Source organism: Pedobacter rhodius, from assembly GCF_027213645.1.
Taxonomy (GTDB): domain Bacteria; phylum Bacteroidota; class Bacteroidia; order Sphingobacteriales; family Sphingobacteriaceae; genus Pedobacter; species Pedobacter rhodius.
Window position 1 is genome coordinate 183,744 of sequence record NZ_JAPWGL010000004.1, and the last position, 13,065, is coordinate 196,808.

Here is a 13,065-nt window from a genome sequence, read left to right on the forward strand (position 1 = left end):
AAAGCTGAAAGGATAAAGCTTTCACACGAATTGTATAAAACCCGGATTGTAAATTACAGCCCGGGTTTTGTTTTTCTATTTTTCCGGCGGCTGAAGCCAGATCGCGATGAATAGGCGAAGTGCTTAACACATATATGAACGGTCGCCCAAGAGCGGTCGTCTTTCCCGCGCAGGCAGAAATCTTAATACGATTAGCTTTAAGATTCTCAGTAAAATTGGGAATGACGATAGCCTAAAATGAAAAACCCAAAATTGATTTGCTCAACCCGGGGTTTCTTATTATAAAAATTACAGGAAAGCTTTCCGCTTTAGTCTTTAACCTTTCAGCTTATACGACAACATTAACAATCTTTCCTTTAACGAAAATGATTTTCTTTGGCGCTTTGCCATCGAGGAATTTCTGGAACTGTTCGTTAGCCAACAAAATTCCTTCAACTTCCGGTTGCGCCAATGTTAAGCTCAGGCTCAAATTCATTTTCATTTTCCCATTGATGGAAACCGGGTAAGCAAATTCATCTTCTACCAGATGCACGGGGTCGAAAACTGGAAATTCTGTGTAAGATAAACTTCCTGGTTGGTTACCCAACTGAACCCAAAGTTCTTCGCAGATGTGCGGCGCATATGGCGATAAAATGACTACCATATCCCGCAAGATGCTGCGTTTGTTGCATTTCAAATCCGTTAGCTCATTAACCGCAATCATGAAACTGGAAACAGAGGTGTTGAAAGAAAAACGCTCGATATCATCCTGAACTTTCTTAATGATTTTATGTAATGATTTTAGCTCGGCTTTGGTTGGTTCTGCGTCAGAAATAGCAAATTCCCAAGCTTCATTATGAAATAACCGCCAGAACTTACGTAAGAACTTAAACACACCCTCAATACCATTTGTATTCCAGGGTTTGCTTTGCTCCAGCGGACCTAAAAACATTTCGTACATACGCAAGGTATCGGCGCCGTAACGCTCAATCAAATCATCGGGATTAACCACATTGAATTTTGATTTCGACATTTTTTCTACTTCTACACCACAGATGTACTTTCCACCTTCAAGAATGAATTCTGCATTTGCGTATTCTTCTCTCCAGGCTTTGAATTTATTTAAATCTAAAGTATCGTTTTCGACAATGTTCACATCAACATGCAATGCTGAAGTTTTGTATTCTTTTCTTAGCCCTGCTGATACGTAGGTATTTGTTGGTTTCCCATCAGCATCGTTAATTCTGTAAACAAAATTACTTCTGCCCTGAATCATTCCCTGGTTAATCAACTTTTTGAAAGGTTCTTCTTCTTTGGTATAACCTAAATCTTTCAAAAATTTATTCCAGAAACGACTGTACAATAAGTGCCCGGTTGCGTGTTCCGAACCGCCGATGTATAAATCCACATCTTTCCAATATTCAATAGCTTCCTTTGATGCAAATTCAGCATTATTATTGGCATCCATATAACGGTACCAGTACCAGCTGCTTCCGGCCCAGCCCGGCATGGTGCTTAGTTCGTAACTCCCGCCCGCTTTAGGTACCCAACCTTCAGCTCTTGCCAAAGGTGGTTCGCCGGTTTCAGTTGGCAAATATTTATCAATTTCCGGCAAAATTAAAGGCAACTCTTCTTCCTTCAATAAGTAAGGCAAACCATCTTTAAAGTAGACGGGAATCGGCTCTCCCCAATAACGCTGGCGACCGAAAATCGCATCACGCTGGCGGAAGTTAACTTTTGCTTTTCCGACTTTATTTTCTTCCAACCAGTTATTTAAAAACGGAATCGCTTCTTTGTAGTTTAGTCCGTTGATGAAGCCTGAGTTAATGTATCTTCCTTCTTTAGTTGGATCGGCTTGTGTTTCGAGATCTTTTTGTCCATCCAGAATCTGAATAATTGGCAAATTGAAATGCGTTGCGAATAACCAATCGCGTTGGTCGCCACTTGGCACACCCATAACCGCGCCCGTTCCGTAACCTGCAAGTACGTAATCTGCAATCCACAATTGAACGCGTTCGCCATTCACCGGGTTAATTACATGAGTACCCGTAAAAGCCCCCGAAACCGTTTTTGTATCCGCCATGCGGTCCAGTTCTGATTTCTTTCTGGTTTGGGCAATATAATTTTCTACGTCAGCTTTTTGCGCTGGGGTAGTTAGTTCAGCAACCCACTCGTGCTCCGGTGCTAAAACCAAATAGGAAACTCCAAAAATCGTATCAACACGGGTTGTAAAAACTTCGATTTGTTTGTCGTTGCCTTCAACCTGAAATTTTACCGATGCGCCAACACTTTTCCCAATCCAGTTGCGTTGCATTTCTTTAATTGGCTCCGGCCAATCGATGGTATCCAAACCTTGCAAAAGTCTGTCAGAATAAGCGGTAATTCTCATGCTCCACTGCATCATTTTCTTCTGCTCAACAGGAAATCCGCCACGTTCCGAAAAACCATCTTTCACTTCGTCGTTTGCCAAAACCGTTCCCAAAGCCGGGCACCAGTTCACCGTACTTTCCCGAAGATAAGTCATGCGGTATTTCAACAATTCAACCTGTTTTTCTTCTTCAGTAAAAGTTGCCCAATCGCTCGGCAGGAAAGATTTCACATCTTCATCGCAAACGGCTTTAACATCGGCTGTGCCTGAAGCATTAAATTTTTCAATTAATGTGGTAATGTCTTCTGCCCTGTCATTTTCAATATTATACCAGGAATTGAACAACTGCATGAAAATCCATTGCGTCCATTTGTAATAAGAAGGCTCGCTGGTACGCACCTCGCGACTCCAATCGAAAGAAAAACCAATCTGATCTAACTGTCGGCGGTAAGTGGCAATATTCGCTTCGGTTGTAATAGCCGGGTGCTGACCCGTTTGAATAGCATATTGTTCTGCAGGCAAACCGAAAGAATCGTAACCCATCGGGTGCAAAACGTTAAAGCCCTTAAGGCGTTTGTATCTCGAAAAAATATCTGATGCAATGTAACCCAGCGGATGACCAACGTGTAAACCTGCTCCCGATGGGTAAGGAAACATATCTAACACATAATATTTTGGTTTTTCAGAATGGTTCTCGGCTTTAAATGATTGATTATCGGCCCAAAATTTCTGCCACTTTTGTTCTATTTCTTTGAATTGGTAATCCATTGCAGGTTTTAAATTTTTAAAGGGGCAAAATTACGGAAATAAAGGGGTTTAGTGAAACATAATTTTCGCCGCTTTTTTGCCACGGAAACACAGATTTTCAAGGAATTTTGATTTATATCTGAATTCGAAGAGACCATAAAAAAATGCGCCATTGATTAAAACAACCAATGGCGCAAGCAAATAATCGGGGGATTAAGATTTTTATCTCGTTAAATAATATTTTTTAACGATGTTGGTTTTATCAATTTTAGCGGTAAACTGGAGCTGCGTTCCCGAAAGTGTGGAAACGGTACAGTAAGATGTTCCTTCAGGAAAAACCATTCCGAAATCGTTGCCAAGTGATACCGTAAAGGTACCGATTGTACGCTGGTTGGTTAAACTCAGCTCTACCTGATCATCATCACTTGATTTGAAATCTATATAATCATTAATGGTGTAATTAAATGTTCCGTTGAGTGATTCATTTGTATTTCCTGATACTTCAATTTTATTTACGGTCCATTTTCCAATAATCCTGGCTTTTAAGGAAGTCTCATCCTTTTTACAGGAAAACAATGCCGTTGTTACCAAAAAAAGCAAACTCAGTATGGTAATTTGTTTTTTCATTTAGAGTAGATTTAAGTTTTAGTTATGGTAATAAACGCCATTTCTCTGGTTTTCGTACGGATTTAAAAAAAGCCACTGATTCGACTTTTCATTACGAACTGAACTAAATCTTATCAAAGCACGTTATGTTTCATTTAGAAATGCTTTATATTGGCGTTTATCAGGTATAATTTATATTTTCGCAAAAACAAAATTGAAATACATGGAAGAATTCGAAGTAAGTGACGCATCTAAGAAAACCAAAACCGTTTATATCTCGACGATTATAAGCATAGCCTTGGTTTTATTGATGCTTGGGCTGCTTGGGTTGGTACTTGTACATGCCAAAAACCTGTCTAACTACGTTAAAGAAAACATCGTTTTAAATATTATTGTTGATGAAGGTGCTAAAGAAACTGATGTTTTAGCGTTTCAAAAAGAACTGAACGCTAACCCTGCCGTCAAGCAAACGCAGTATGTAAATAAAGAACTTGCCGCAAGAAATTTAACGCAGGATTTAGGCGAAGATTTTGTTAACTTTTTAGGTTACAACCCCTTAACCTCAACTTTCGATGTATATTTAAAAGCAGATTATGCCAATAATAAGAGCATTGATGCTTTGAAGGCCAATATTGCAAAAAACCCTGTTGTTAAAGAAGTGGTTTACCAGAGTTCTTTAATTGATATGGTAAACAAAAACATCAATACCATTGGCTTAATTATTTTAGCGTTCGCTGCTTTATTATTGGTTATTTCTATCGCACTGATTAACAACACCATACGACTAGCGATTTATTCACAGAGATTTTTAATTAAAAGTATGCAGCTGGTTGGTGCAACGAAAAATTTTATCAGACGTCCTTTCTTATTATATGCTGCGCTACATGGTTTAATTGCGGCATTTATTGCAATTATTATTTTGCTGGCAACATTAATATATGCCCGTAAAGAAGTACCTGAAATCATTATCCTGAATAACTACAAAGAATTTGGCTTTGTGTTTATCAGCCTGGTCGTCATCGGTATTTTCATTACAGGTATTAGTACCTGGTTTGCAGTAAGCAGGTATTTACGTTTAAAATCTTATCATCTTTACAGATAATGGCAGAAAAAAAAACAAGTCCGATTGCAAAGGACGTTAAAAGCGAATTGGTTTTTACCAAAAAAAACTATCAGTTATTACTAATCAGCATGGCGATTGTAGCTGTTGGTTTTATCTTAATGATGGGTACCACAGGCGATATTTATGACTTCAGAAGAACTTTGCTGGCACCTTTAGTTGTGCTATTTGGTTTTGCTTTTGGGATATACGCCATTCTTAAAAAATAATATTTTGCTTTAAGTTAACTCTTTTTTAACTTTATGGTATGACGACAACTAATTTGCAGATAGAAATAAATTCCTTGCCTATGAATCTTAGGCGGGAAGTAGCAGATTTTGTTGAATTTTTGAAAACAAAGAACAAAAATAAACCTAAACTAAAATCACGCGAGTTTGGTTATGCCAAAGGCAAAATTAAATTGGACGATGATTTTGACGAGCCATTAGAAATGTTCACGGATTACGTTTAATGGCTTTTTTATTAGACACCCATACTTTTTTATGGTTTGTTGCCGGAGATAGTCAACTACCGGCATTTATCAAAAATAAGCTTTCTGATATTAACGAGCCATGCTTCTTAAGTATTGCTTCTATGTGGGAAATAGCAATAAAAAAACAAATAGGTAAGCTCGAACTAAGTATAGACTTTGATGAACTTTTTCGATTTACAGAAAGAAATCAAATTGAAATAATATCCATTAACGAAGCCCACCTAACTACATTATTAAATCTCGATTTTTTTAATAACGACCCCTTTGATAGAATCATCGTCTCACAAGCAATTGCCGAGAATTTAACTTTAATATCCAAAGATCAAAAATTAAAAAACTACAAAATAAAATTACTTTGGCAATAGCCAATAAATAACAACTATGAATTCTTTTGAAGCCATTATCCTTGCAATTATTGAAGGATTAACTGAATTTTTGCCCGTATCAAGTACCGGCCACATGATTATTGGCTCCTCTTTGATGGGTATCGCCAGCGATCCTTTTGTAAAACTGTTTACTGTTGCCATTCAGCTTGGGGCAATACTTTCTGTGGTGGTACTTTACTTCAAAAGATTCTTTAAATCCATAAACTTCTACATTAAGCTGTTAGTGGCCTTTATTCCCGCAGCTATTTTCGGCCTTTTACTCAGCAAAAAAATTGATGAACTTTTAGAAAGTCCGATGGCGGTGGGTATTTCGTTGTTAGTCGGCGGCGTAATTTTATTATTCGTTGATAAATGGTTTAACCAACCAACAGTTACCGAAGAGGAAAATGTAACTTATTTTACGGCTTTGAAGATTGGTTTCTTCCAGTGTATCGCCATGATTCCCGGCGTTTCCCGTTCCGGTGCAACCATTGTTGGTGGTATGAGCCAAAAACTAAGCAGAAAAGTAGCCGCTGAATTTTCATTTTTTTTAGCGGTTCCAACTATGTTCGCCGCTACAGCTAAAAAACTTTACGATTTTTATAAAGAGGGCAATACAATTACACATGAGCAAACTAATTTGCTAATTATTGGCAATGTGGTTGCATTCGTTGTAGCACTTTTAGCCATTAAAAGTTTTATTGGCTTCCTGAATAAACATGGTTTCAAAGTTTTCGGCTGGTATAGAATTGTAGCCGGGTTAATCTTAATCATTTTGTTATATACAGGCCATAACCTACAAATTATTTAATCTGTATCTTTGCGCAAAAAAGATTCGTGAGTACAGAAAATTCAAAATTTAAAGATTTCAATTTTGCCGAAGGCGAATTGCTGCTGATTAATAAGCCATACAAATGGACATCATTTGATGTGGTTGGCAAAATCCGGAATTCTTTAAAGCCATTAAAGCTTAAGGTTGGCCACGCAGGTACACTAGACCCGCTGGCAACAGGTTTATTAATCATTTGCACAGGAAAATTAACCAAGCAGATAGACACTTTCCAGGCTGAAGAAAAAGAATATACAGGCACCATGATTTTGGGCGCCACCACGCCATCATTCGATATGGAAACTGAAGTTGATGAAACTTTTGACACCAGCAAAATTACAGAAGCAGAAATTTACGAAGCATGTAAACCTTTCACAGGCGATATAGAACAATATCCGCCGGCCCATTCTGCAGTAAAAGTAAACGGCGAACGCCTGTATGTTAAAGCCAGGTTAGGTGAAGAAGTAGAGTTACGCAAACGCTTCGTTTCTGTTCCTGAGTTTGAAATTACCCGAATCGAATTGCCGGAAATCGATTTCAGAATTGTTTGCAGTAAAGGCACATACATTCGCTCTTTAATATCCGATTTTGGTAAGCAATTAAATAATGGGGCATATCTTTCGAAACTGACACGTACCCGTAGCGGAAACTTTTTGCTTTCCAATTCGTTTGAGGTTTTAGAGCTTGTTAATTATATTCGCAGTAAGAAAGAAGAAGCTAAAGCACAAGAAGAAGCATGAACCACATCAAAAACAAGAACGCCCGGTTAATTAAAGAAATCCTGTTAATTGTGGCCGGTGTTACCTCAGCTTGTTTTGGTTTAAAAAGTTTTTTAATGCCCAGTCATTTTATAGATGGTGGCGTTACCGGTATTTCCCTGTTGGTAAGTACGCTGACGGGCTGGAATTTATCCTACCTCATTGCGATAATTAATATTCCATTTGTAATTTTGGGTTTCAGGCAAATCGGAAAAGGCTTTGCACTGAGAACAGCCATCGCAATCGCTGCACTTTCCATCGCCCTGGTTGTTTTACCCTTTCAACCCATTACCCACGACAAATTATTGATTGCCTTTTTTGGAGGATTGTTTCTCGGGGGCGGAATAGGTCTGGCCATGCGGGGTGGTTGTGTAATCGATGGAACGGAGGTTTTAGCACTCTACATCAGTAAAAACAGCATCTTAACTGTTGGTAATATCATCTTAATTTTAAACATCATTATTTTTGCTTTTGCTGCATATTTTCTAAATATTGAAACGGCTTTATATGCCATTTTAACCTATTTATCAGCTTCGAGCACTATTGATTTTATTGTAAATGGAATAGAACAATATACGGGCGTAACCATCATTTCAGAGCATCAGGAAGCAATAAAGGGCTTTATTATTGGTGATATGAAACGTGGTGTAACCATTTATAAAGGCGAGGGTGGTTATGGCGAGAAAAAAGATATCGATATTGTTTTTACGGTAGTTACCAAACTGGAAATGAGTAAATTACAAACAGCCATCAGGCAAATAGACCCAGATGCTTTTGTAATACAACAACAAATTGCCGATATAAAAGGCGGTGTGGTTAAACGCCATGCCTTACATTAAATTAAATAATTAAAAAGGAATTTGGGCGTTACCCCAAGCTGCGCAAGGGGTCGGGCTGTTTACCGCTGCCATCCCTAACGCAAAAACCCAAAGCCATAAAGAGCACACCATTGAAAATATACCATAACCTTTCCGATTTTAAGAAATTAGATAATGCCATTGTTACGATTGGCACTTTCGATGGCGTACATTTCGGCCATCAAAAAATCATTAAACAATTGGTCGAAAAAGCAAAAGCCGATAATGGAGAAAGTGTAATCCTAACTTTTTTCCCGCATCCGCGTATGATTATCGATCCTGAAAACCTGGATTTAAAAATGATAAACACCATCAATGAAAAAGCCGAAATTTTAAAAAATTTAGGTGTCGACCATCTTATTATTACACCGTTTACCAGAGATTTTTCCAATCAGCTTCCCGAAGATTACATCAAAAATACTTTGGTAAATAACATCGGTACAAAGCACATCATTATTGGTTACGACCATCGTTTTGGTAAAGACCGCTCAGGTAATTTAAACGATTTAAAGGCTGCAGGAATTCATTTTGGCTTTACTGTCGAAGAAATTATGGAACAGGACATTCATGATGTGGCCGTAAGTTCAACTAAAATCCGGCAGGCGCTTCTGGCAGGCGATGTAAGTTTAGCAGCCGATTATTTAGGCTATCCGTTTTCTATTTTCGGCAGGGTTATTAAAGGCGATAAAATTGGCCGAACCATTGGCTTTCCTACGGCTAACATTTTTGTAGAGGAAACTTATAAATTAATTCCCGGCGATGGTATTTATACCGTAACAGTAGAAATGAGTTCAGAGTCCGAAGTCCGAAGTCTGAAGTCTGAGGATGAAACCCCTACACCTTACAGTCCTAAACCGCTAACCTTTAAAGGCATGGCTTACATTGGTCAGCGACCAACCATAAACGGAATGACCCGAAATATTGAAGTTAACATCTTCGATTTCGACCGGGAAATTTATGGCCAGGATATTAAAATGAATTTTTTAAAGTTCCTGCGTCATGATGTGAAATTTACCGGTTTAGAAGCCTTAACTGTTCAACTCCAAAAAGACAAAGAAGCAACTTTAGATTATTTCAGAACCGCAGAATAAACGTTTTTTTTTTGCAGCTTTTACTTTCAAAAAAGCCTCATTTTAGCTATATTAGCAGCAATGAGGCTTTTTTACATTATTATCTTCTTCCTGTTTTCTATAAATTTTGCAGGCTTTGCGTCGCAGGAGAAGAACAATATTGCTTTAAATAAAAGCCCTAAAATCAGTTTTATTTCAAGCAAAAAACAGGTAAAAGTTAATTCGGATTTCAGCCGGGAAAACGATAGACTGCAAAAAGATTTCCTCAACAATGTTGTTCTAAAGATTTCACAAACACCGTTCATTTTGCTCACATTTCTTGTCTTTCTCTTTTTAAAGAATAAAACCATCTATGCTAAAGTTGTAATCAAAAGATTAAAATTTAATTATTGGTGTTTATTTAATATGTTTTACCCGAAACACGTTTTCTGGTAAAATTTCCCGATAAACCGCAGTGATGCAGAATCTCCCGAAAACATATCCATAGCAAATGCTATGCTTTTGTATTTTACATATTATCGAATTTCTATAGATGCATTTACCAGATTTAATTGCCGATTTAGGTTTAATTCTTGCCGCAGCGGGAATAACGACGCTCATATTTAAAAGAATTAAACAGCCTTTGGTTTTAGGCTACATTTTAGCCGGTCTTTTAGTGGGTTCGCACCTCAGCTTTTTCCCAACGGTAACCGATACGAAAAGCATCAACATCTGGGGTGAAATTGGTGTAATCTTCCTGTTATTTAGCTTAGGTTTAGAATTTAGTTTTAAAAAACTGGTTAAGGTAGGCGGCGCGGCTTCTATCACGGCAATTGTAAAAGTGTTATTTATTATTCTGGCAGGTTATTTAGTTGCCAAAGCGATGGGCTGGTCGAACATGGATAGCTTATTCTTTGGCGGCGTTTTGTCTATTTCTTCTACCATGATAACCATAAAGGCTTTCGAAGAACTTGGCTTAAAACACAAGAAATTCGCAGGTTTGGTTTTCGGTATCTTAATTGTAGAAGATTTGGTTGCCATTTTAATATTGGTACTGTTTTCTACTTTGGCTGTCAGTCAGCAATCGGCCGGAACAGAAATGCTTTTTTCTATTTTGAAACTTGCTTTCTTCTTGGTGCTTTGGTTTCTCGGTGGTATATTTCTGGTTCCTTCTTTCTTAAAAGCCACGAAAAAATTAATGAATGATGAAACCATGCTGGTGGTTTCACTGGCACTATGTTTAGTTATGGTATTATTGGCCGATAAAGTGGGCTTCTCTCCTGCCCTTGGTGCTTTTATAATGGGTTCTATCCTGGCCGAAACCACTCAGGCCGAGCGCATTGAACACTTAACGAAATCAGTTAAAGATTTATTTGCCGCAGTATTCTTTGTGTCTGTTGGTATGCTTATAGATCCTGCAATGCTGGTAAAATATGCAATACCAATTCTTATTGCTGCATTCATAATTATTTTCGGAAAAATATTGTTCACCATTCTCGGTGCATTATTATCCGGGCAACCGCTTAAAACATCGGTACAATCGGGTATGAGTTTAGCCCAAATCGGTGAATTTTCTTTCATCATCGCTTCACTTGGTTTAACGCTAAAAGTAACGAGCGATTTCCTTTACCCGATAGCCGTAGCCGCCGCTGCAATAACAACCTTTACAACTCCGTATTTAATTAAATTATCAGAACCATTCTATCAGTATTTAAAAAGAAAATTACCTCAAAAATGGCTCGATGGAATTGAAAGATACAGTTCAAGTACAGAAGGCATTACTACATTAAGCGATTGGAAAATATTACTGCGTTCGTATATATTTAATACGATTATCCACTCGGTTATTATTATCGCAATTATTTTTCTGGCTTACCGATATGTTCAACCTTTTATCGTTAAAAATATAGCGAACAGCTTAACTTCGATTATTATCAGTATTGTAGTTTCGTTTATTCTGATGGCTCCTTTTTTATGGGCATTATCCATCCGAAGAATTCAGAAGACGGCTTATGCGCATCTTTGGTTAAACAAAAAATACACCCGCGGACCGCTGATTGCCATCGAAATTTTCAGAATTGCCTTAGGCATTTTCTTTGTGGGCTTTTTAATGTACGAATTTTTTGATACCGTAATTGCCGCAGGAATTGCGCTGGTGCTGATTATTTTGGGGATGATTATTTTCGCACGAAAACTGCAGTCATTTTATGATAAGTTAGAGAAACGTTTCATGCTCAATTTAAATGACCGTGAAAATCAAAAACCCGCCATTTTACCATGGGATACACACCTGGCAGAGCTTATGGTCTCACCAGAATCAGAAGTAGTCGGTATGACGCTGGCAAGTCTGATGATTCGGGAGAAATATGGGGTCAACATTGCCATGATCGAGCGTGGCCGCAACAGTATTCCCACACCAGGCAGAGATGAGCGATTATATCCCAACGATAAATTATTGTTAATAGGTGCCGACGATCAGCTCGCGGCTGTTAAAGCCATTTTAGAAGTTGATATACCGGAAACCGGGCAGGAAAAAAGTTTTCCGGATAAAGAAATGACTTTGCAGAAAGTTGTCGTCAATACCGAATCTCCGGTTTATGGTCTGAGCATCAGAAATGCAGGCATAAGAGAAAAGGCACAGGCTTTAATTGTAGGTATTGAACGCGGAGCCGATAAGATTTTAAATCCGTCTTCAGATTTTGTTTTCGATAATGGCGATGTCATCTGGATTGTAGGAAATAAGAAGAAGATAAAAGAAGTACTATAGCCAAGGGTCGGGTGTAAGAAGTTTAAAAGGATTTATTTAATAAACTGGTCTTGATACTTGATACCAACATCTTGATACTAATTTTATATCTTCGTGTACAACCCAACCTATGAAAGTAGATAGAGAAAAAAGTGAGTTTTTGGATGATATGATTGAGCAATGGGAAACCAATGGCTTAATTAATGAAGAAACGAGTAATAAACTCCGTAAAAGCTATGAAGCGAAAAATTTTGATTGGCTTCGATTGGCGCAATATGCGTTTTGGGTTGCACTTGCTTGTGGTTTCATTGCATTAGGTTCGTTGTTAATCGATAATTCCATCCTCAATTACCTTAAGCGCGTTTATGATACACCGAATATTGTTATTGCTATCGTTTCAGGTGGATTGGCCGCATGGCTGTACATTTTAGGTTTCCGCAGAAAGAAAAAATTGGCACACTTAAAATTTAGCAACGAAGCCATTGTTTTCTCTGCTATCCTTTTAACAGCCAATGCCATTGCTTATTTTGGCAAAGCATTGGATAATGGTTCAGGAAACTTTTCAATTCTGATATTAATTTCGGTTTTCATTTACGGTGCCCTTGGATTTATTTTCAATTCGAGATTAATCTGGATTTTCGCCCTTATCTCGCTCGGCGCCTGGTTCGGAACTGAAACGGGTTACCTGAGCCGCTGGAATTACTATTTCCTTGGAATGAATTATCCTTTACGTTTTGTAATTTTCGGAGCAATACTTACTGCAGCTTCGTTTATTATGAAAGTAAATCCGAAAATGCAGCACTTTTTCCAGGTTACTTATATTGCCGGAATGGTTTATCTCTTTGTCGCCTTGTGGGCATTATCGGTTTTTGGCAACTTTGCCAGTTTAGAAGAATGGTATACGGTAAGACAATTAAGTTTATTTTACTGGGCTTTAATTTCGGCCGCAGTTTGTGTAGCCAGTACCGTATTCGGCTTAAAGTACCATGATGATATCGCCCGTGAATTTGGAATTACGTTTCTATTCCTAAATCTATATACCCGCTATTTCGAATACTTCTGGGATAGCTGGCACAAAGCCTTATTCTTTTCAATCTTAGCAGCATCATTCTGGCTTATTGGCAGAAAGGCTGAGAAGATCTGGAATGTTGAGTTTTTAAAGTAAAAGA

Annotated in this window: 12 protein-coding genes; 10 read left to right on the top strand and 2 right to left on the bottom strand. The window is 38.0% G+C overall.

Annotated features, from left to right (window positions below; translation table 11 throughout):
* Nucleotides 1-328: 328 nt before the first annotated feature.
* Entirely contained in the window at nt 329-3,115 is a 2,787-nt protein-coding gene (gene leuS, locus O0931_RS15085; RefSeq protein WP_269416417.1) for a leucine--tRNA ligase, read from the bottom strand.
* 201 nt (nt 3,116-3,316) lie between these two features.
* Entirely contained in the window at nt 3,317-3,721 is a 405-nt protein-coding gene (locus O0931_RS15090) for a hypothetical protein (RefSeq protein ID WP_269416418.1), read from the bottom strand.
* 202 nt (nt 3,722-3,923) lie between these two features.
* Here O0931_RS15090 and O0931_RS15095 point away from each other — a divergent pair, with 202 nt between their 5' ends.
* The 10 genes from O0931_RS15095 (at nt 3,924) to O0931_RS15140 (ending at nt 13,061) form a co-directional block, all read left to right on the top strand.
* The gene (locus tag O0931_RS15095; protein WP_269416419.1) at nt 3,924-4,802 is read left to right on the top strand and encodes a cell division protein FtsX; all 879 of its coding nucleotides are present in this window, start codon (nt 3,924-3,926) and stop codon (nt 4,800-4,802) included.
* The gene (locus O0931_RS15100; protein ID WP_269416420.1) at nt 4,802-5,029 is read left to right on the top strand and encodes a DUF3098 domain-containing protein; all 228 of its coding nucleotides are present in this window, start codon (nt 4,802-4,804) and stop codon (nt 5,027-5,029) included. The genes O0931_RS15095 and O0931_RS15100 overlap by 1 nt, the downstream gene beginning before the upstream one ends.
* A gap of 38 nt (nt 5,030-5,067) precedes the next feature.
* Nucleotides 5,068-5,271: a type II toxin-antitoxin system VapB family antitoxin gene (gene vapB / locus O0931_RS15105; RefSeq protein ID WP_269416421.1), complete on the top strand. Its 204-nt coding sequence runs from the start codon at nt 5,068-5,070 to the stop codon at nt 5,269-5,271.
* The gene (locus tag O0931_RS15110) at nt 5,271-5,657 is read left to right on the top strand and encodes a type II toxin-antitoxin system VapC family toxin (RefSeq protein WP_269416422.1); all 387 of its coding nucleotides are present in this window, start codon (nt 5,271-5,273) and stop codon (nt 5,655-5,657) included. The genes vapB and O0931_RS15110 overlap by 1 nt, the downstream gene beginning before the upstream one ends.
* 16 nt (nt 5,658-5,673) lie before the next feature.
* On the top strand, nt 5,674-6,468 hold the full coding sequence (locus O0931_RS15115) for an undecaprenyl-diphosphate phosphatase (RefSeq protein ID WP_269416423.1): 795 nt from the start codon (nt 5,674-5,676) through the stop codon (nt 6,466-6,468).
* Between the two features lie 26 nt (nt 6,469-6,494).
* Nucleotides 6,495-7,226, top strand: coding sequence for a tRNA pseudouridine(55) synthase TruB (gene truB, locus O0931_RS15120; RefSeq protein ID WP_269416424.1), 732 nt, complete (start codon nt 6,495-6,497; stop codon nt 7,224-7,226).
* The gene (locus O0931_RS15125; protein ID WP_269416425.1) at nt 7,223-8,083 is read left to right on the top strand and encodes a YitT family protein; all 861 of its coding nucleotides are present in this window, start codon (nt 7,223-7,225) and stop codon (nt 8,081-8,083) included. Before truB ends, O0931_RS15125 begins: the two co-directional genes overlap by 4 nt.
* A 110-nt stretch (nt 8,084-8,193) precedes the next feature.
* A complete protein-coding gene (locus O0931_RS15130) occupies nt 8,194-9,192 on the top strand; it encodes a bifunctional riboflavin kinase/FAD synthetase (RefSeq protein WP_269416426.1) in 999 nt (332 codons plus the stop codon).
* A 511-nt stretch (nt 9,193-9,703) separates the two neighbouring features.
* Complete coding sequence (locus O0931_RS15135; RefSeq protein WP_269416427.1) at nt 9,704-11,917, top strand: cation:proton antiporter domain-containing protein; 2,214 nt, start codon at nt 9,704-9,706, stop codon at nt 11,915-11,917.
* 109 nt (nt 11,918-12,026) lie between these two features.
* Nucleotides 12,027-13,061: a DUF2157 domain-containing protein gene (locus O0931_RS15140; protein ID WP_269416428.1), complete on the top strand. Its 1,035-nt coding sequence runs from the start codon at nt 12,027-12,029 to the stop codon at nt 13,059-13,061.
* The last annotated feature ends 4 nt before the right edge of the window (nt 13,062-13,065 follow it).

What these genes read in the sequence shown, in the direction of transcription:
- O0931_RS15135 (WP_269416427.1), top strand. Translation starts at nt 9,704, where the DNA reads ATGCATTTACCAGATTTAATTGCCGATTTAGGTTTAATTCTTGCCGCA.
- O0931_RS15115 (WP_269416423.1), top strand. Translation starts at nt 5,674, where the DNA reads ATGAATTCTTTTGAAGCCATTATCCTTGCAATTATTGAAGGATTAACT.
- O0931_RS15125 (WP_269416425.1), top strand. Translation starts at nt 7,223, where the DNA reads ATGAACCACATCAAAAACAAGAACGCCCGGTTAATTAAAGAAATCCTG.
- O0931_RS15140 (WP_269416428.1), top strand. Translation starts at nt 12,027, where the DNA reads ATGAAAGTAGATAGAGAAAAAAGTGAGTTTTTGGATGATATGATTGAG.
- O0931_RS15095 (WP_269416419.1), top strand. Translation starts at nt 3,924, where the DNA reads ATGGAAGAATTCGAAGTAAGTGACGCATCTAAGAAAACCAAAACCGTT.
- vapB (WP_269416421.1), top strand. Translation starts at nt 5,068, where the DNA reads ATGACGACAACTAATTTGCAGATAGAAATAAATTCCTTGCCTATGAAT.
- O0931_RS15110 (WP_269416422.1), top strand. Translation starts at nt 5,271, where the DNA reads ATGGCTTTTTTATTAGACACCCATACTTTTTTATGGTTTGTTGCCGGA.
- O0931_RS15100 (WP_269416420.1), top strand. Translation starts at nt 4,802, where the DNA reads ATGGCAGAAAAAAAAACAAGTCCGATTGCAAAGGACGTTAAAAGCGAA.
- O0931_RS15090 (WP_269416418.1), bottom strand. Translation starts at nt 3,721, where the DNA reads ATGAAAAAACAAATTACCATACTGAGTTTGCTTTTTTTGGTAACAACG.
- leuS (WP_269416417.1), bottom strand. Translation starts at nt 3,115, where the DNA reads ATGGATTACCAATTCAAAGAAATAGAACAAAAGTGGCAGAAATTTTGG.